Annotated in this window: 16 protein-coding genes; 14 read left to right on the plus strand and 2 right to left on the minus strand. The window is 53.8% G+C overall.

The genetic code is table 11. From position 1 onward, the window contains the following. The first annotated feature begins 66 nt into the window (after positions 1–66). Complete coding sequence (locus PRECH8_RS01340) at positions 67–1,449, plus strand: glycoside hydrolase family 10 protein (protein ID WP_242457372.1); 1,383 nt, start codon at positions 67–69, stop codon at positions 1,447–1,449. Positions 1,450–1,656: 207 nt separating this feature from the next. Here PRECH8_RS01340 and PRECH8_RS01345 read toward each other — a convergent pair whose 3' ends face one another. Then, positions 1,657–2,040: a hypothetical protein gene (locus tag PRECH8_RS01345; RefSeq protein WP_200965276.1), complete on the minus strand. Its 384-nt coding sequence runs from the start codon at positions 2,038–2,040 to the stop codon at positions 1,657–1,659. A gap of 985 nt (positions 2,041–3,025) precedes the next feature. Here PRECH8_RS01345 and PRECH8_RS01350 point away from each other — a divergent pair. The 3 genes from PRECH8_RS01350 (at position 3,026) to sfsA (ending at position 8,919) form a co-directional block, all read left to right on the plus strand. Beyond that, entirely contained in the window at positions 3,026–5,821 is a 2,796-nt protein-coding gene (locus PRECH8_RS01350; RefSeq protein ID WP_200965277.1) for a glycoside hydrolase family 3 protein, read from the plus strand. 86 nt (positions 5,822–5,907) lie between these two features. After that, positions 5,908–8,085, plus strand: a complete 2,178-nt coding sequence (locus tag PRECH8_RS01355; RefSeq protein ID WP_200965278.1) for a glycoside hydrolase family 3 N-terminal domain-containing protein — start codon at positions 5,908–5,910, stop codon at positions 8,083–8,085. A 147-nt stretch (positions 8,086–8,232) separates the two neighbouring features. Then, complete coding sequence (gene sfsA / locus PRECH8_RS01360) at positions 8,233–8,919, plus strand: DNA/RNA nuclease SfsA (protein WP_200965279.1); 687 nt, start codon at positions 8,233–8,235, stop codon at positions 8,917–8,919. A gap of 911 nt (positions 8,920–9,830) precedes the next feature. On the opposite strand, the gene PRECH8_RS01365 is transcribed toward sfsA, so the two are convergent. Continuing rightward, positions 9,831–10,904 carry an FAD:protein FMN transferase gene (locus PRECH8_RS01365; RefSeq protein WP_242457373.1) on the minus strand — a complete coding sequence of 358 codons (1,074 nt, stop codon included), beginning with the start codon at positions 10,902–10,904 and terminating at the stop codon, positions 9,831–9,833. Positions 10,905–11,078: 174 nt separating this feature from the next. Here PRECH8_RS01365 and PRECH8_RS01370 point away from each other — a divergent pair, with 174 nt between their 5' ends. The 10 genes from PRECH8_RS01370 (at position 11,079) to PRECH8_RS01415 (ending at position 20,187) form a co-directional block, all read left to right on the plus strand. Next, positions 11,079–11,465, plus strand: coding sequence for a NusG domain II-containing protein (locus PRECH8_RS01370; RefSeq protein ID WP_200965280.1), 387 nt, complete (start codon positions 11,079–11,081; stop codon positions 11,463–11,465). After that, positions 11,452–12,042 (plus strand): Gx transporter family protein, encoded by a 591-nt coding sequence (locus PRECH8_RS01375; RefSeq protein WP_371871160.1) that lies wholly within the window; start codon positions 11,452–11,454, stop codon positions 12,040–12,042. Before PRECH8_RS01370 ends, PRECH8_RS01375 begins: the two co-directional genes overlap by 14 nt. After that, positions 12,039–12,863, plus strand: coding sequence for an ATP-binding cassette domain-containing protein (locus PRECH8_RS01380; RefSeq protein WP_200965282.1), 825 nt, complete (start codon positions 12,039–12,041; stop codon positions 12,861–12,863). Before PRECH8_RS01375 ends, PRECH8_RS01380 begins: the two co-directional genes overlap by 4 nt. Beyond that, positions 12,839–13,735: an ATP-binding cassette domain-containing protein gene (locus PRECH8_RS01385; protein WP_200965283.1), complete on the plus strand. Its 897-nt coding sequence runs from the start codon at positions 12,839–12,841 to the stop codon at positions 13,733–13,735. Before PRECH8_RS01380 ends, PRECH8_RS01385 begins: the two co-directional genes overlap by 25 nt. Beyond that, positions 13,714–14,484 carry an energy-coupling factor transporter transmembrane component T family protein gene (locus PRECH8_RS01390; RefSeq protein ID WP_200965284.1) on the plus strand — a complete coding sequence of 257 codons (771 nt, stop codon included), beginning with the start codon at positions 13,714–13,716 and terminating at the stop codon, positions 14,482–14,484. Before PRECH8_RS01385 ends, PRECH8_RS01390 begins: the two co-directional genes overlap by 22 nt. A gap of 47 nt (positions 14,485–14,531) precedes the next feature. Further along, complete coding sequence (locus PRECH8_RS01395) at positions 14,532–15,494, plus strand: prenyltransferase (RefSeq protein WP_242457374.1); 963 nt, start codon at positions 14,532–14,534, stop codon at positions 15,492–15,494. Positions 15,495–15,666: 172 nt separating this feature from the next. Further along, positions 15,667–16,590 carry an FMN-binding protein gene (locus PRECH8_RS01400; protein WP_200965285.1) on the plus strand — a complete coding sequence of 308 codons (924 nt, stop codon included), beginning with the start codon at positions 15,667–15,669 and terminating at the stop codon, positions 16,588–16,590. Positions 16,591–16,755: 165 nt separating this feature from the next. Continuing rightward, positions 16,756–18,588 carry an FAD-dependent oxidoreductase gene (locus PRECH8_RS01405; RefSeq protein ID WP_200965286.1) on the plus strand — a complete coding sequence of 611 codons (1,833 nt, stop codon included), beginning with the start codon at positions 16,756–16,758 and terminating at the stop codon, positions 18,586–18,588. Positions 18,589–18,731: 143 nt separating this feature from the next. After that, on the plus strand, positions 18,732–19,211 hold the full coding sequence (locus PRECH8_RS01410; RefSeq protein WP_200965287.1) for a hypothetical protein: 480 nt from the start codon (positions 18,732–18,734) through the stop codon (positions 19,209–19,211). A 37-nt stretch (positions 19,212–19,248) separates the two neighbouring features. Continuing rightward, entirely contained in the window at positions 19,249–20,187 is a 939-nt protein-coding gene (locus PRECH8_RS01415; RefSeq protein ID WP_242457375.1) for a polyprenyl synthetase family protein, read from the plus strand. The last annotated feature ends 111 nt before the right edge of the window (positions 20,188–20,298 follow it).

Consider the following 20,298-nt stretch of genomic DNA (forward strand, 5'->3'; position numbering starts at 1 on the left):
CCTGGTTGATAGGCTAGAGATGACTGGCAGCGATGATGCGATGATCCCCGACCGGTTGCAGCCGTTATGCCCAGTCGTGTTGCCAGCCGACTCGAGCTGCGGGTGGAGCATGATCAGCTGACCATTGTGGAGGTGTATCGAAGGGGAATGTTCAGACGAAACAAAGCACGCGGCATCCTGCTTGTGATCACGGTGATGCTGGCGATGTTCCTCATCGCCGGCTGTTCTGGCGGCAGTCAGAACGACAAAGCAGTGAATGCTGCTGACAATGTAGAAACGACGGAGCCGACGGAACATTCGGATGCGAGTCCTGCGAACGAGGCGCTTGAAGAGGAAGCAGCCGCTGCGGAGGAAGATGAGGAAGAGGAGGAAGCGGAAGAGCCTGTCGAGCCGTCTGTTGAACAGGATATTCCTTCGCTGAAGGATGTTTATGAGCCGTACTTCCCCATCGGTGCGGCCATCGAACCGCATCAGACAACGGGACTTGTCAGTGAACTGCTTAAGAAACATGTGAACATGATCGTTGCCGAGAATGCCATGAAGCCGTCTTCGCTCCAGCCGTCCGAAGGCAACTTCAGGTGGGAGAATGCCGATCGGATCGTGCAATTCGCGAAGGAGAACGGCATGGAACTGCGCTTCCATACCTTGGTCTGGCATAATCAGGTGCCGGATTGGTTCTTCTTAGATGAGAACGGCAAGCCGATGATCGATGAGACGGATCCGGACAAACGGGAAGCGAATAAGCGGCTGTTGTTACAGCGATTGGAGACGCATGTGCGCACCGTCGTCGAACGCTATAAGGATGACATCAAGTATTGGGATGTGGTGAATGAGGTCGTAGAGCCGAACGACCCGGACGGCATGCGCAACAGCCCTTGGTATCAGATCACGGGCACCGATTATATTGAGACTGCCTTCCGTGCGGCGCGGGAAGCCGGGGGACCGGACATCAAGCTCTATATCAATGATTACGGGACGGATGATGTGAGGAAGCGGGACCGCATCTATGAGCTGGTGAAGGAGATGCTGGACCGCGGCGTGCCGATCGACGGTGTCGGGCATCAGACGCATATCAGCATCCACTGGCCGCCGGTGGACAGCATCATCGAATCGATGCAGAAGTTTGCCGAACTCGGCCTGGACAATATCGTCACCGAGCTCGATATGAGCCTGTATGCATGGAATGACCGGAGCGATTTCGGCGATCAGATTCCGGATCATATCCTCGCTAAACAGGCTGAGAGATACGGGGAATTGTTCAAAGCCTTCCGGGAGAACAGCGACATCCTCAGCGAAGTAACGTTCTGGGGAATCGCCGACAACCATACTTGGCTGAGTTCCTTCCCCGTGGACAGCCGTACCGAAGCACCGCTCTTGTTCGATAAGAACTATCATGCGAAGCCGGCCTTCTGGAGCGTCATCGAGGCGGCTCAGGAGGATGAAACTTGAGAAGTGTTGGCGGATCGAAGAGCGGAAGAATCACATGAGGAATCGATCAGCTCCCCTCATCTGAGGGGAGCTGATTTTTTCGTACGCCCAGCATGGGCGTCTTCTATAGGGTGAAAGTCATCTGCAGATGAAAGTGAAATCACTTCGTGAAAGGCGCCATATGCTGGTGCTGTGATATAGAAGGGGGAATGCCGTCCCCTAGATAGATTAGTCTTCTACGAGAGTGTATATATCTTCTGGATCATTTGTCTCCAAAACAACCCCTTCATGATCCAGAACAATGATATGAGGTGACTTCTCCATATTAAACAATTTCTTATAATCATACTTTTGGTTTTCGTCTCTCATACTAATAGAGGTCATATTATTAATTTTTAGTGATTTAAGAATAATTTCCGAATTAATAACTTCTAACAATTCATATATTTGATCGTGTAGATCGGAATGTTCCCCATCCCAAAAAAGATAAATATTATATGTGTCAGGCTCGGGTGCAACCATCTCTTGGATCGCGTCTTCCTTGGTTGGTGAGCAAGCAGTCAACATAACCGCTATGCATATCGAAATAAAAGGGAATACTGCATATCTCAAGTATCTTCGCCTCCTAGATTATTACATAATTAGTGAGGATATGGATCTATTACTTTAAAGATATTGTAATGGAATAAGAATATTTATGCAATTATTCCACATGTAAGAAGTTAATTATGAGGTTGATGGGAGGATGTGGCTGAAGCAGGATGAATCATGATGAGATGTTGTTTACTCGGCAGTATGTGAGTGGAGAACAGCGCGTGAGTCGACAGATTCTGTTGTCTTTTAATGCGATTCCATGTCTAATTCTGAGGACTACTGTGTCTATTAGAGATTTACACGGAACATCTATATGCCATACTCGCGCTGTATGCACGAAAACAGATATAAAGACGGGAAAACTCGTTTATGAGGACAAGCTTTCTTGTGTGCGGATTGAGGTGCTGTTGAAAATATGATGAGGATTATTACAGATTTGATGGAGGATAAGGGAACCTGGATGCGTTATTGGTGACAAAAACGGTGATTTGCTGTACCTAACGGAACTGTGATCCGTTATTTGCGCATAAAAGAAGCTTTCCGGGCACGATTTGAGAAAATAAGGTACCGCAGTTCCGTTAACTTGGCAATACCCCGGAAAATCGCAAAATAAGGGATCTGTGTTCCGCAACATTGCGATGTCTTGCCGGCTGTGCCAGCGCCTCGCGTGCAGGAGATTCGCGTACAATGGCGGCGCTACAGGACACTCGCGTACGATGGCACGCATACACCCGCATACACCCGTATAAACCAACTATTTTGCACCCATTTTCGAAGAAAATTCAACTATACAGATCATTGGAAATGAAATCGTTTGTGTTAAAGTGAAAGTATATGCCCGTCATGCTCATGTGAACTGGGATATGGACACTAGGCTTTCAGGTTGTCCCAATATTTTGCATTGGATGCCAAACTTTTGGTCAAGTGATCCAGCGGCTTGCATATGCATCTCGGAATCCAGTAACATGGGTATGTGGAACAGGAGAAAATGGAGGGAATACATATGAGCACTAACATGATAGGCGTTCCATTGGAAGGGTTTGCGGATTTTAGCCGTAAAGTAGCGGCTGAAGGCGCAGTCCTCCTAAAAAACGACAACCAAGTCCTTCCCCTGAGAGACGGGGATCGTGTGTCCATTTTTGGCCGTATACAGATCAACTATTACCGCAGCGGTACGGGTTCCGGCGGAAGTGTCAACGTGCCTTATACGACGAACTTGCTGGACGGATTGCGCAGCAAGAAGAATATCGTCATCAATGAAGATCTCGCTAAGGTTTATGAGCAATGGATCGAAGAGAACCCGTTCGATGACGGCGGCGGCGGTTGGGCAGCAGAGCCTTGGTTCCAGAAAGAGATGCCTCTGACCGACGAACTCGTCGCCGAAGCCAGGAAGCATTCCGACAAAGCGATCATCGTCATCGGCCGTACCGCTGGTGAAGATAAAGATAACGAGATCAAACCGGGCAGCTATCTGCTGACGGATGAAGAACGCGCGATGTTGAAAGCCGTGACGAAGCACTTCGAGCAGACGATCGTCGTGCTGAACGTTTCGAATATCATCGACATGAGCTGGGCGGAGGATAAGGACTACGTCCATCCGATCACAAGCATCATCTATGCTTGGCACGGCGGGATGGAAGGAGGCAATGCGATCGCTGATGTGCTCGTCGGCGAAGTGACTCCGAGCGGCAAGCTGACAGATACCATCGCTTACTCCATCGATGATTATCCATCTACGGCGAACTACGGTGCAGAAACGAAGAACCTGTATCAGGAAGATATCTATGTGGGCTATCGCTACTTCGAGACCTTCTGCCCGGACAAGGTGCAATATGAATTCGGTTACGGGATCTCCTATACGGAATTCAACGTCAATCCGGAAGAAGCGAAGACGGTGAAGAAGGACGGCGAGGATTGGCTGGAGATCGGCGTAACGGTGACGAATATCGGCGATACCTACGCGGGCAAGGAAGTCGTGCAAGTCTACGTCGAAGCGCCGCAGGGCAAGCTGGGCAAACCGGTGAAGGTATTGGCCGGATTTAAGAAGACGAAACTTCTGCAGCCGGGTGAATCCGAGCGCGTCGTCGTCAGCTTCCCGATCGCATCGTTGGCTTCCTATGACGATTCGGGTGCAACCGGACACCGCTCCGCATACGTGCTGGAGGAAGGCACGTACTATATCCACGTGGGCAACAGCGTGAAGAAGACGGAGCAAGTGAAGGTGGACGGCCGCGATGGGTACGTTGTTGATACGCTGCGCGTCGTTGAGCAGCTGGAAGAGGCTTTGGCGCCTGTAGAGAGCTTCGAGCGGATCAAACCGGGGGCACGCAAGCCGGACGGCACCTATGAGCTGACCTATGAGCCGGTACCGACCCGCACGATCTCGCTGGCAGAGCGGATCGAACGCAATCTGCCTGAAACCTACGAATACACAGGCGATAAGGGCTACACCTTGCATGACGTGAAGGCCGGCAAGGTGTCGATGGAGGAGTTCATCGCTCAATTGTCCGATGAGGAACTGGCGATGATCGTCCGCGGAGAAGGAATGAGCAGCCCGCTGGTGACGCCGGGTACAGCTTCCGCCTTCGGCGGCATGAGCGAAAGCCTGCGCAAGTACGGCATTCCTGTCGGATGTACAGCGGACGGTCCTTCGGGCATCCGCATGGACAGCGGCCACAAGGCAACGCAATTGCCGATCGGCACGCTGCTGGCAGCAACTTGGGATCCGGAATTGATCGAGGAGCTGTATGTTCTGGAAGGCCAAGAGCTGGTCCGCAATAACATCGACGTATTGCTTGGTCCGGGTATGAACCTGCGCCGCAGCCCGCTGAACGGCCGGAACTTCGAATATTTCTCGGAAGATCCGCTGATCACCGGAGTATTCGGTGCGGCGTGCACGATCGGTGTTAAGAAGGGCGGTTCCAACGCCACACTGAAACACTTTGCTTGCAACAACCAAGAGAAGTATCGGACGAAGGTCGATGCGGTGGTATCCGAGCGCGCGCTGCGCGAGTTGTACCTGCGCGGCTTCGAGATCGCGGTGAAGGAAGGCGGCGCCAATTCGATCATGACGGCGTACAACCCGATCAACGGCATCTGGTCGGCGTCCAACTACGACCTGAATACAACGATCCTGCGCAAGGAATGGGGCTTCGAAGGCATCGTCATGACCGACTGGTGGGCAACGATGAACGATTCGGTGAACGGCGGTCCAGCAGCCCGCAACAATACGAACTTCATGATCCGCGCGCAGAACGATCTGTACATGGTCGTTCCGAACTACGGTGCAGAAGTCAATGCGAGCGAGGACAAAACTTTGGAATCGCTGGCCAACGGCACGCTGACACGCGGTGAGCTGCAGCGTTCGGCGATGAATATCTGCCGCTTCCTGATGCAAGCGCCGGTATTCTCGCGCAAGCAGGAGCTGGCTCCGGAGCAGATCGTGAAGATCCAAGCGAAGTCTCAGCTTGCAGCAGAAGAAGTTCAGCAGCTGGAAGACTACGCGGAGATCAAGCCGCACGAATCCGGATCTACGATTATCGAAGTGAAGACATCCGGCCTGTACCGACTGATGGCACGGGTGAAGAAGGACGGCATGAACGTCGCCCAGAGTGCGTGCAACGTGACGTTGAACGGTGAATGGGTCGCGACTCCGCAGACGAACGGCACGGACGGCCACTGGACGAGACAACGCCTCGTGAAGGCAGAACTCGAAGCCGGTTTCTATGAGATGAAACTGGATCATGTCAAGCCAGGGCTGGAGATCGATTGGATCGGTTTTGAACGTTTGGAAGACTAAGGGCAGGAGAAGCGAATCTGGTGCGTGATCATGCACTGGGTTCGCTTTTTTCTTAAATATTATAAGTTTCTGAAGAGGTGATGAGGATGGGGAGCCGCAGATGGTTGACACCTGAGATCAAGGCAAAGGCAAGATCCCTGGTATCTCAGATGACATTGGAGGAGAAAGTCGGCCAGATGAGCCAGTTCGATTGGGGGTTCCATGCGATTAATCCCGACGCCGGCGGCGAGATCAATGAGCTGATGAAGCATATGGTGGAGCGTGGTCTGATCGGCTCGCTGTTCAATATTTCCGGCGTGGAGGAAGCGAACGAGCTGCAGAAGAAGATCCTGAAGAACTCCCGTCTGGGCATCCCGATGATCATCGGCAGGGATGTCATCCACGGCTATCGGACGGTGTTTCCGATTCCCCTTGCGATGTCTTCTTCCTGGAATCCCGCGGTGATCGAACAAGCGGCGGCGGCTGCATCTGGAGAGGCGGCGGCCGATGGGATCCACTGGGTGTTCGCGCCGATGATCGATATTACCCGTGATCCCCGCTGGGGCCGGATCGCCGAGAGCCCGGGGGAAGACCCGTATCTCGGCGGCAGGATCGCCGAAGCGTGGGTGCGCGGCGCGGAGCTTAAGGAATGGTCCGCTGAGAAGCTGTCTGTGGCGAGCTGCCCTAAGCATTATGCGGGATATGGTTTTGCTGAAGCGGGCAGAGATTACAACACCGTGGATGTCTCCGACCGGGTGCTGCGGGAAGTGATCCTGCCGCCGTTCCGCATGGCCGTTGAGGCAGGCGCTCTCAGCATCATGGCTTCCTTCAACGAACTGGACGGTATCCCGGCATGTGCCAACCGGTATCTGCTCACGACGATTCTTAGGGAAGAATGGGGCTTCGAAGGCATCGTCGTCAGCGACTACAATGCGCTGCTTGAACTGATCGTCCATGGCGTCGCTAAGGATCCGAAGGAAGCGGCGGAGCTCGCGATCAAAGCCGGCACGGATATGGATATGCACTCTGGATTTTATTTCCGCTACTTGCCGGAGCTTGTGGAAGAGGGCAGAGTGGACATCCAGCTGATCGATCAGGCAGTGGAGCGCATCCTGGCGGTGAAGATCAAGCTGGGATTGTTCGATAAGCCGTTTATCGAGCCATCATTAAAATCCAGCGTGATCCTGAGTGAGGAACATATCTCGCTGGCTCGGCAGGCAGCGAGGGAATCCATCGTCCTGCTTCATAATGATAATCATACGCTGCCGCTCTCCAAGGAAATTCAGAAACTGGCGCTGATCGGCCCGATGATGAAAAACCGCCGCGACCAACTCGGCTGCTGGGCGCTTGACGGCAGGGAAGAGGACGTCGTCTCCTTGTATGAAGGGATCACGGCGAAGCTCTCCGGATCAGAAACTGAGATTCTGTACGCCGAGGGCTGCGGCATCGAAGACGGCACGCAGGAGCAGCTGGAACAGGCGCTCGCAGTGATCAAGCAGGCGGATGCGGCGGTGATCGCTGTCGGCGAAGCCTTGGAGATGAGCGGCGAGGGCAATTCGCGTGCGGAGCTGGATCTGCCCGGCAAGCAGCGGCAGCTGGTAGAGGCCGCATCACAGCTGGGTAAACCCCTCATCGTCGTCTTGATGACCGGGAGGCCGCTTGTGATCGGCTGGCTGGAGGAACATGCGGATGCGATCGTGCAGGCTTGGCACTTAGGCGTGCAGAGCGGCCATGCGCTTGCCGATGTGCTGTTCGGCGATGTCAATCCGAGCGGCAGGCTGCCGGTGACCTTCCCGCGCTCCGAAGGACAGATCCCGATCTATTATTACCGCAAGAATACCGGTCGTCCGCCGGGCGGCATGTATACTTCGCGATATATCGATATGCCGGCGGCGCCTCTCTATCCCTTCGGATTCGGGCTGAGCTATACGGAGTTTACCTATCAGAACTTACGGCTGGACAAGACGCGGATCAGCGGATCGGAAACCCTCACGGTTACGGTGGACGTGACGAATGCCGGCGAACGGGCAGGGGAAGAGGTCGTGCAGCTCTATATCCGCGATCTTACCGCCAGCGTGACGCAGCCGTTGAAGCGGCTGAAGGGATTTGCCAAAGTTAAGCTGGAGGCGGGCGAGACGAAGGAAGTGAGCTTCCCGATCACAGCGGAAGATCTGGCGATCATCGGCAGAAGCGGTGAGTGGGCAGCTGAGCCCGGCGAGTTCCTGGTCATAGCGGGACCGAACGCGGAAGAGGGATTGGAAGCGAAGTTTGAATATGTGGAATAATGCTGTAGTGAGTATGTGGAATAATGCTGTAGTGAGTATGTGGAATCATGCTGTAGTGAGTATGTGGAATCATGCTGTAGTGAGTATGTGGAATCATGCTGTAGTGAGTATGAGCGAAGAATATGCGGTTAATTGGAGACAGAGATCATGAACTACCACCCAGTGATCAGCGGCAGATTCATTAAACGTCTCAACCGTTTCGTCGCAGAGGTTGAGATCGACGGCAAACCGGAGCTTGTGCACGTGAAGAACACGGGCCGACTTAAGGAGCTGCTCACAGCCGGTGCTCGTGTCTATCTCGAAGCGTCCGCAAACCGCGGCCGCAAGTATGCCTGTTCCTTGATCGCTGTTGAGAAGGATGGGGCGCTGGTGAACATCGATTCGCAGGTTCCGAATGCCGTCGTCTATGATGCCATCCTGAAGGGGAAAATCGCGGAGCTTGGGAATGTCGATGAGCTGAAGCGGGAAGTGAAGTACGGAAAATCGCGTTTTGATCTTATGTATATTAAGGACGAGCGCCGCGGCTTCATCGAAGTGAAAGGCGTAACTCTGGCGAAGGACGGCGTTGCGATGTTTCCCGATGCACCTACGACGCGGGGGACGAAGCATGTGTTGGAATTGGTGCAAGCCGTTAAGGAAGGGTATGAGGGGGTCATCCTCTTCTTGGTTCAGATGCAGGGATGTCATACATTTACGCCGCACGCGGCAATGGATGCTCCCTTCGCCGAGGCCTTAGCCTTAGCAGCCCGTTCAGGCGTGCAGCTGCTCGCTTATGATGCGGAAGTGACCGCTGACAGCATCTCGATTGGCAAACCGATCCCGGTGAAACTGTAATGCTAAGAGGAATGCACAGAAATGCATAGAATGCATAGAAGCATCGGTGAGCGGCGGGCAGCCGAGTGCGCATGAGTCAGGTGCATGCGAGTCTAGTGATACGAGTCAGTGTGACGGCAGGTGAGACATTGAGTGAGACGATAGAAAATGTCGGTTCAGCATGCTCGGAAGCGAGATGTTGAGTGAGACGATAATAAATGTCGGCTCAGCATGCTCGGAAGCGAGATGTTGAGTGAGACGACAGATAATGTTGACTCAGTGTGCACGGGAGAAGAGACGTTGAGTGAAACGATAGAAAATGTCGGCTCAACATGCTCGGAAGCGAGATGTTGAGTGAGACGACAGATAATGTTGACTCAGTGTGCACGGGAGAAGAGACGTTGAGTGAGACGATAGAAATTGTCGGCTCAACATGCTTAGAAGCGAGCCGTTGAGTGAGACGACAGAAAATGTCGGCTCAGCATGCTCGGAAGCGGAGACAGGGCGTGAAACGACAGATTTTGTTGACTCAGCATGCTAGAAGTGGAAACGGGTGCGTTTGATGTTGTGCGGGTCCGGTACGGTGCGTGCAGTAACGGAACTATGGTGCGCTATTGTGCGAAAAAACATATTAAATACAAGTTAACGGAACTACAGTACCTTATTCGTCCCTTTTCAACATGAGAACCATAGAAAAAGGGGGAATAACGGATTGTAGTTCCGTTACTTTTGTAAAACCGCCTAAAATGAAGAAATAACGTACCCACGTTCCGTTAGGCGTCCCGGTTTAGGCGTCTCGTTTTAGGCGTCCCGTTAGGCGCTCCGAACATTGAGAACCCCAGATCATGAGCTAGATCCGCATATGAGCCGTCCTGAACGCGGGTAAACAATGCGGCATCCATAACCCAGCGACCCATCACCATTACCTGGGGTTACTCGATCAGCGTATACTCCTCGCTGGTCATCTCCAGCTTGCCCTTAAGGCCTTCAGATGGGTATACTTTCTTGTCTTCGGTGACGAAGATCGCTTCGACCTCATCCAGCGTTGCAACGAACTCCAAACCTTGCTCCAAACCAAGGGCAAATACCGCCGTCGACAGCGCGTCGGCATCCATCGAGCGATCGGTGACGATGGTGACGCTGAGGAGTTCATTGTCCACGGGGTAACCGGTCTGCGTATCGAAGATATGGTGATAGCGCACGCCGTCTTGGATGAAATAGCGCTCATAGACGCCGGAACTGACCACCGTCTTATCTTCTACACGGATCGTGGCGACGGTTGTGCCCCGCGTCTCGTCCGGATCTTGCACGCCGATCGTCCATAGACTGCCGTTCGGTTTGATCCCCTTGGCGAGAATGTTCCCCCCGAGGTCGATGATCGCACTTTCGAAACCTGCTTCGGACAAGTAAGCAGAGATGCGGTCGGCGGCATATCCCTTAGCGATTCCGCCCAGGTCGAGGGACATGCCTTGCTGCTTCAAGTAGATCGTGCCGGCCTCCTCATCGATTTCCATCTCACGGTAATCGACCAAAGCCATCGCCTCCTGCAGCTCCGCCTCACTTGGAATTTTCGGTGAATCCCCGCCGATGCCCCATAGGTCGACCAGCGGGCCGATCGTCGGATCGAAACGCCCTGAAGATAATTCAGCAAACGCGGCCGCGGTCTTCACGACCTCCAAGGTTTCCGGCGATACCTGCACGGGCTCCTTGCCGGACATCGCATTGACCTTTGCGATCTCACTCGATGCCAGATTGCGGTTCATCTTCGCATCGATGTCTTCCAGGATGTCTTCGATCGCTGCGAAGTGCTGGTCTCCTGCCTTCTCGTCGTAGATGCGAACTGTCACAATAGTGTCAAATATAAAATAGGTTTGCGATTGAATCTGATTGGCCGGACTGGTACCATCATCTGAACAGCCCAGCAGCAGAGCGAATCCGAGCAGGCAGATCATGATTTTCATCGCTGGTTTGCTCGCTATAAAATCCTTCATTTTCTTAGTCAGCATGGTGATCTCTCCTCGTTATCTCGTCTATAGTGTGATCGTAACAAAAATCACTTTATACAAATGTGATATTTTTCACATACTCTAAGTGTGACAAATGTTAATATGACAAATATCAATATGAGAAAAATTACACTTAAAGTCAAGTAAGAAACAGGGAGAGGAGAGGAACAGCACATGAAGCGCGGCGATATATGGTTAATCGCAATCGTATTGATCACTTTAGGCATCACCTCTTGGATGATGTTTCAGCAGCGAGCCGCGTCGGATTCCTATGACGGTGTCAAATATGCCAGAATCACCGTCGATAGAAATCATTATCGCACGGTTCGTTTAGATGAGGAACAGACGATCGAGATCCGAACGAATCACGGTTATAATCTGCTGCAAGTCAAAGACGGGGGAGTGAGGATGATCGAGGGGGACTGCCGCGATGACCTCTGCGTGCTGATGGGGTTCAAAGACCGCATCGGAGATACCATCGTCTGTCTGCCCAACCGCGTCCTTGTAGAGATCATCGGTGAGCATGGAGAGGAGGCGGATGTTGATGCTGTCGTATCCTGAACCGCAGGATCGGGTGTCCGACCGCTATCAAGCGGGCATAGGCAGCCGCGGGTATTATGATCTGCGAAGAGTCGTCATCATCGCCATCTTCGCAGCGATCACCATTGTATTGGGCCTGATCGAAGCGATGATCCCGCTCCAGCTGGCCGTTCCCGGCGCGAAGCTGGGTCTTGGCAACATCATGGTGCTGACGTGTTTGTACTTTCTGCGGGCACGTGATGCATTGACTCTCATCGCGCTGAAGACGGTATTAACGGCGCTGATCCTGGGTACGTTCTCGAGCTTCTTGTTCAGCATCGCCGGCTCCCTGCTCAGCTTCCTGTTCATGTACGGATTGCTGCGGATTGGCAGCGGCCGCTTCAGCATGATCGGCATCAGCCTGGTCGGCGGAGTCACCCATAATATCGGACAGCTGGGAGCTGCTACGATCGTCTTAGGGACGGCGAAGATTTTCTACTATCTGCCGTTCCTGATGGCCGCAGGCATCGTGACGGGCATCTTCGTGGGCTTGGCCGCCCGCTATCTCATCCAGCGGCTGGAGCGCATCCCGGCTTTTGAGGAGTTGAGGTATTCATGATTGAACTGCAGAGCGTCGTATTCCGGCATGCCCGCGCTTCAGCGGCTGTGCTGTCGGACGTCACACTCACGATCCCAGAGGGACAATGGGTCAGCATCGTCGGCCCGAATGGCAGCGGGAAGTCCACGCTCCTCAAGGTGATCGGCGGACTGCTCCGACCAAGAGCAGGACAGGTGATCATCAACAAGGTGCCGCTCAGCAATGAGACCTTGCATCTTGTTCGCCAGCAGATCGGCTTCGTCTTCCAAAATCCGGAGAACCAGTTTGTCGGTCAGACAGTGCAGGATGATATCGTGTTCGGGCTTGAGAACCAATGCTTGGACCGGGCAGTGATGGAGGAGAGACTCAGCCGTTACAGCGAACACCTCGGCATCACCGAACTGCTGCCGCGCTATCCCGGTACCTTATCCGGCGGGCAGATGCAGCGTGCTGCGCTGGCGGCAGTCTTAGCGATGGAGCCGCAGATCCTGCTCTTCGATGAAGCGACATCGATGTTGGACGAACAAGGGCGGCAGGAGATCCTGGGGATCATGCGGCAGCTGCAGGCGTCCGGCCGCTATACGATCGTCTCCGTGACCCACGATTGCGAGGAGATGCTGGCTTCCAACCGCGTCATCGGCTTGTGCGGCGGGCAGATCATCGCGGACGGCCTGCCGAAGCAGGTGCTGGCCGATGATGCACTGCTTCGCAAGCTGCGGATTACACCGCCTTATGCAGCCAGGTTCGCGCGTGCATTGCAGCGCTGCGGCGTTCCGGTTGGTGATGCATGGAGCGAGAAGGAGTTGATGGATGAGCTATGGACATTCGATTCGAACATGTGACCTATCGCTATGCGGATGACCAACCGGAGGTGCCTCCGGCTCTTCGGGATCTGAACCTGGAGCTGGGCGCGGGCCGCTTCATCACGGTCTTCGGACCGCCGGGGTCGGGCAAGTCGACAATGTTGCAGCTTTGCAACGGCATCTATCAGCCGAGCGAAGGCGAGGTTTATATCCTGGATTACCGGATTCGCTCCGGGGAGAAGCTAAAGCTAGCAAATGAACTTAGACGACGAGTAGGACTTGTCTTCCAGTTTCCAGAGCGCCAGCTCTTCGAGATGACGGTGCTCGATGATCTTTGTTACGGACCGGTGAACTTCGGCATCCCCAGGGAGAAGGCGGAGCAGACCGCGCGCAGGGTCTGTCAACTGCTGGGATTGGATGAAGCAGTCCTCACGGCGAACCCCTTCCACCTAAGCGGCGGTCAGATGCGGAAAGCTGCAATCGCTGCGGTGCTGGCTGCAGAGCCCGACATCCTCGTCCTCGATGAGCCGACGGCGTCGCTTGATCCCATCAGCCGCGATGAACTCCTGCAGATCTTCCGCCGGCTGTGCGACGAAGAAGGGAAGACGATCATCCTGGTAACCCATCGCCTCGATGAAGTCTTGCCCTATGCGGATGAGTATGTGCTGCTCCAGCAAGGGAAGCGGGTGTTTCACGGCAGCGCCGCTGAACTCATCACAGGCAGTGCTGAGCTCGAAGCACGCGGCTTCCCCATGCCGTCGACGGTGCGGATGATTCGCCGCATCTTTGAGCACTACCGGCTGCCCGCTGAGAACATCACCCGCGACGCCTTGACTCCGGAAGGGCTTGCGGTCTGCATTCACGATATTCTGGCGAGGAGGGTGGAAGCATGCGCCGTTCCATCAAGTTAGGCCGATATATCGCCGCCGACTCCGCGATTCATCGGCTCGATCCGCGGGCGAAGATCATCGCCATGATCCTGTATTTTGCCATGATCTTGACGATTCATTCACTCATCGGACTGGCGGTGCTCGCAGCGGGTTCCCTGTTCATCATCAGCATGACGCGCATCCCATTCAAAGCGTACCTGCGCTCGCTGCGGCCGCTTCGGTATTTGATCGCCTTTATCTTCCTCTTCCCGGTGCTGTTCGATGAACATGATCTGGCAGCGAATCTCGTCCAAGGAACGGTCGCTGCGGGACGCATGACCTTGTTCATCCTATTCAGTGCCGTCCTGACCTTCACGACGCCGACGGCGCGCCTTACTCAAGGTTTGGAGCGGCTGCTGCAGCCCTTCCGCTTCCTGGGCGTGTCGCCGGAGAAATGGTCGATGATGATCAATCTCTCCCTGCGATTCATCCCGACGATCATCGATGAGGCGAAGATCATCTTGAAGGCACAGGCTTCGCGGGGCGCTGACTTTGCTGAGCGCTCGTGGAAGGACAAGGCGAAGGTGCTGATCACGCTGCTCGTGCCGGTGACGGCAGGGACGTTCCGGCGGGCGCAGGAGCTCACGGATTCGATGGAGGCGCGCGGTTTTGTGCCGGGCATGCCCCGCACAAGTTACCATCAGCTCACCTGGAGCAGGATGGATTCGGGATTTGTACTCTGTTTTGCAGTCGTCTTCATGCTGGCGCTCGCCTGGCGAGTGCTGATGTGATGATGGATATATCATAAAGATAGAAAAAATGGAGAGGGATGAACACCATGAAAGCTATGCTGCAACAACACCACAATCACATGTTCCTGCCGTTTAACGGCAGGAGAATCTGGCAAGGGTTCTGGCAGCTTGCCGATCCGAAGATCTGGATCGCATCGACGGTGCCGATGCTGGTGGCTGTTGCTCTTGCCTATGCGAAGACAGGTTCCTTGGACTGGGGATGGATGGCGATTGCCTTCGTCGGCGTCTACCTGATCGAGATCGGCAAGAATGCGGTCAATGAGTTTTTTGATTTCCTGTCGGGGACCGACCGCTACGTCGAAGGCGACCAGCGCACGCCATTCAGCGGCGGGAAGAAGACGATCATCCAAGGGAAGCTGTCCCTGTTCGAGACGGGCGTCATCGCCGTTGCTACGCTGTTTGCGGCTTTTCTCATCGGGGTCTATATCGCGCTTTATTGCGAACCAAGGATCTTCTGGATCGGCATGGCCGGGGGCATCATCGCCATCGCCTATACGTTCCCGCCGTTTAAGCTGTGCTACAGAGGGTTAGGCGAGATCTTCATCGGCATCGCCTTCGGACCGCTGATCGTCTCCGGCATGTATCTGATGCTGACCCATACCTGGTCATGGGAGATCGCACTCATCGGTTTACCCGTAGCTTTTCTGATCATGAATGTCATCTGGATCAACCAATATCCTGACTATCAAGCGGACCTCAAAGCGGGTAAACGCAACTGGGTCGTGCGACTTGGGCCGGAACGGGGCGTGAAGGTCTATGCATGGTTTTACGCAGCGGCCTATGCGTCGGCGGTGATCTTGGCTGTGGTCAGCCGCAATCCGCTCTGGCTGCTTGTACTGGCGACGATTCCTTGGGCAGTGCAGACGGTGCGCATCGCTCGCAGGCACGCACGCAACATCCCGCAGCTGACAGCGGCGAATGCGAAGACCGTGCAGATCTACCAAGTGGTTGGACTGGCGATGATCATCGCTTCGCTGTTCCAAATCTAAGATCGATCGGACGGGACAAACGTTTTCATGGAGAGGCGGCAAAAATAACGTGAAAGAACTTTTCGATAAATGTGATAAACGTCACAGAACATACCGCCATTCCATGTTAGATTTTTCACATAGAATGTGAAATAATTCACACTATCAAGATTTTAGTAGGAGGCTATCAAACATGGGGAAGAAACTATCTGTACTACTCTTAGCACTGATGTTGGTAGTTGGGGTCTTAGCCGGCTGCGGCGGCAACAACGCGAACAACGCTGACAACGCCAATGCGGCCAATGAGGCAGCGAACACGCCGGCGGCAGAAACAGAGAATGAAGGTTCTAACGAAGCAGCAAATGCAGGTCAATGGGAAGACGGCGTGTATTACGCTGAAGGCGAGTTCAGAGAGGACAACGCTTGGAAAGAGGTTGTAGCTCTGACCGTTGAAGGCGGCAAGATCACCTCTGTGAACTGGAACGCGCTGAACAAGGAAGGCGGTCTGGACAAGAAAGAAGCCGCAAGACAAGGCAAATACGGCATGATCAAAGCTGGTGCAATCGCAGAATGGCATGAGCAAGCGGAGAAAGCTGAGCAATTCCTGATCGAAACACAAGACCTGGATGCCTTCGCTCTGAATGAAGACGGCAAGACCGATGCGGTATCCGGTGTAACGATCAACCTGAAGGGCTTCGTAGACGTGGTCAAAAAAGCCCTCGCAGCTGGTCCGGTAGAACCAGGTCCGTATAAGGACGGCACTTATTACGCAGAAGAACCGGATTTCGGCAGCAGCGGCTGGAAGTACACCGCTACGATCACCGTTATGGCCGGCAACATCGTCGCAGCTGACTGGAACGGTATCCACAAAGACGGCGGCGATGACAAGGATACGGTATCCAAGAACGGCGAATACGGCATGGTCGAAAAGGGCGGTGCGCAAGCAGAATGGCACGAGCAAGCGTATCTTGCTGAGCAGTACCTCATCGAAACACAAGACCCAACAGCCATCACCTACACGACGGAACAAGGACATACGGACGCCATCTCCGGCGTAACGATCCACGTCGTAGAGTTCTTCACACTGGCTGAAGAAGCGCTGGCAAACGCAAAATAATCCTGAATAGTGATCTCATCATAAGCATCAATGATTACACGGGATCACGCTAAGAGTGCATCTTACGTGATCCCCAACTTATTTCCACCGCTGGGTCATACAGCTGTATGACTGGATTAGAACAGCGAGCAGCATGATCAGCTAACAACAATAGGGGGAATCGGCATGAAACAAATCGTAGTCCTTGGGGGCGGGTACGGAGGCGTCATCGCAGCCAAGAAACTCGCCAAAAAACTCAAGAAACAACCGGATATTCGAATCACGCTTATCGATCGCAATCCTTACCATACCCTGTTGACAGAGATCCATGAAGTCGCTGCAAACCGGGTTAGAGAGGATTCCGTTAAGATCGATCTGAAGAAGATCTTCGCAGGATTCAAGAATGTCGACGTCGTACTTGACAACATCACAAACATCGACTTCAAGAAGCGCCAATTGATCGGGGAATCGAAGACTTACCGCTATGACTATCTTGTCATCGGTACGGGCAGCAAACCGACCTTCTTCGGTACGCCCGGTGCGGAGGAACATGCCTTTACGCTTTGGTCCTTCGAAGATGCCGTACGGCTGCGCGAACACATCCCGGAGATGTTCAGACGCGCGATCAAGGAGAGAAATCCAGAGGTTCGCAAGCAGCTGCTTACCTTCGTCGTCGTCGGCGCAGGGTTCACCGGCGTGGAGATGATCGGCGAGCTGGCCGAATGGGTGGAAGATCTATGTGAAGAATACGGAGTTGAACGTTCTGAGGTTGAACTCTATGTGGCGGATATGCAGCCTAAGATTCTGCCGATTCTTCCTGATCGCTTGATCCAGAAGTCAGAGAAGAGATTGAAGAAGCTGGGCGTAAACATCCTAACCGGTTCGAAGATCTCGGAGGTAACAGAGCATTCGGTTACCGTCGGTGATCGCGAGATTCCGTCGAGTACGGTGATCTGGACGGCGGGTGTCGAAGGGTCCGAGCTGCTTGACAACCTCGATGTTCAGCAGCAGGGACGCAAGCGGATCGTCACGAATGATAAATTGGAATCCGTGGATCATAAGAATGTCTATGTCGTCGGCGATAACATCTTCTATATCCCGGAAGGCGCAAGCGCTCCGGTGCCGCAGATGGTTGAGAATGCAGAGCAATCGGCACCGCTTGTTGCACACAACATCGTCGCAGATATCCGCAATCAGCCGAAGAAGTCCTACAAACCGAGCTTCCATGGCATGATGGTGTCGATCGGCAGCCGGTATGGTGTAGCGAATGTCGGCACGGAGAAGAAGAAGTTCATGTGCTCCGGCTTCCTGGCAATGTTCATCAAGCACTTCATCAATATGTTCTATCTGTTCCAGGTTGCCGGCTTCAACAAAGTCTACAGCTACATGCTTCACCAGTTCTTCCATGTGGAGAATAACCGCAGCTTCGTCGGCGGCCACTTTGCGAAGCGCTCGCCGAACTTCTGGCTGCTGCCGCTGCGCATCTACGTCGGTGTACTGTGGTTCATGCAAGGTTGGGACAAACTTGCTAAGGTCTTCGAAGGCGAGATCTTCTTGATTCCGGCCAAGGCAGTTGACGGTACAAGCGCAGCATCCGATGCAACTTCGGCAGCATCTGCAGCGGCAGAAACAGCGGTTGAAGCATTGCCGGTACCAGGATTTGTTGAGAATATGGTCAATTGGTCGATGGACCTCATGTTCTATAAGGCAGACGGCAGCTTTACTGCTATGGCATATGTGTTCCAGACAGGAATGGTGTTCGCAGAACTGATCTTCGGCGCCTTCCTGGTCATCGGATTGTTCACAGCACTTTCTTCTGTTGCAACGGTTCTGATGGGCCTTATGATCTGGGCTTCCGGTATGGCCCCAACGGAGATGCTTTGGTATATCATGGGCGGCATCGCCTTGATCGGCGGTTCCGGAAGCACCTTCGGCCTTGACTACTATGTCATTCCGCGGCTGAAGAAAGTTTGGAAGAAGATACCTTTCGTTAAGCGTTGGTATCTGTACGCGGACTAATCATCTGCATCATTAGTGAAAGCATCAGGATCCGATATTCCATATGGTTTCGGCTCCTGATGTTTTCCATATTAATCGGACGTTTAATCAGGAAGACTACTATCAAGCTGTTGAACCAATCCGTGAACATGGAGGGAAGCCCAATGGACGATCGTCGTTTGATCCAAGATATGCAGCAGCTGCTGAACCAACAGCTGTCCCATGAGGCGGAGATCCAGCTGGATCAACGATGCGATGCACTGGAACAGATGGCCGCTATGCTTCATCCTTATCCGATTCCTTATGTCCGCAAAGTGGTCATCCTCGGCTGCTATTATCTGCTCCATCATGCCATCCTGCGGCATCGAGAATTGCAAGATTGCGAAGCCGATCATCCGGATGAGTCCTTGGCGAAGACGATTCTGGACGGGGATTATATGCTAGGCGTGTATTTTCAGATGGCCAATCTGATGGATGAGAACCGGTTGATCGCTCATCTGACGAGCGCCTACAAGAGAATTCAGATCAAGCTTATACACGGGACATCGATTGAAGACGCGCTTGCGCTGCTTCCACAAGAGATCATCGACTTCTTGGAAGGGGAATCTTCCAAGTCCGGCGGTGATACCGATGAAGCTGCATGAAAGGTTAGACATCCCCTTATCAGTCATTGATGAAGCGATGGCTGATGTCATCTTAAGTGATCCCGATCTTCCTTCTTCATCGATCATCCGCGACAGCGTGCTGCGTCTGATCGCCTCCGGCGGCAAGCGGCTGAGGCCAATGCTTGTGATCATCGGCGGACGGTTCGGCCGCAAGACGAAAGAGAGTAAGTTGCTGCGTACCGCTGTATTGATGGAGTACCTCCATATGGCCTCCCTCGTGCATGATGATATTATCGACGGTGCTCGTATGCGCCGCGGTGAAATCGCCCTGCACCGCAGAACGGGTGTCTATACGGCGGCTTTGATCGCGGATTATATGATCGCCCGCGCTCTGGAATGGACTCAGACGGCCTATGATGAAGACTCCGAGGATGAGCAGAGGTTATCCCATGAACTGGCCGCCCTGGCTTCCCAGCTGTGCCTCGGTGAATACCGCCAGATGCGGTGTGCCTTCGACTTCGACATCACGCTGCGTCTCTATGTGGCAAAGACGAGACAGAAGACGGCTATGCTGATGGCCTCTTGTCTGAAGGCAGGAGCGGAAGCGGCTCAGGCGGATGAACGCACCGCTGAGCTGCTGTATCGCATCGGCGATGCCCTTGGGATGGCCTTTCAGATTCAAGACGATATCCTGGACTTCGTGCAATCGGATGAGGCACTGGGTAAGCCGGCCGGCGCTGACTTGCGCAACGGCAATATCACGCTGCCGGTGCTCTTGGCATTGCAGGATCCTGAGCTCGGGGATGCGATTCGCAGGCTGCATCCGCAGTCGCTGCAGAAGGAATTCGATGAAGTCATCAGCGCCATCGCAGCCAGCCCAGCGATCGAGAAGGCAATGCGGATTCGCGATCGCTATACGGAATATGCGGAGAGGTTGCTCCGCAAGCTGCATCATTTCCCGGCGCATGAGGATCTGACCGTGATGTTGCACGCTTTGTCGAATCGTTCAGCGTAGGTCCGGGGCTGGCGCATGAGCTGGGCTGGGTTTCAGCACATCTTAACGGAACGACGATACGCTATTTTCCCCAACATTGCGTTTTTCGAGATCTAACGGAACGATGGTGCG

Origin of the sequence: Insulibacter thermoxylanivorax (assembly GCF_015472005.1) — a bacterium.
Taxonomy (GTDB): Bacteria; Bacillota; Bacilli; order Paenibacillales; family DA-C8; genus Insulibacter; species Insulibacter thermoxylanivorax.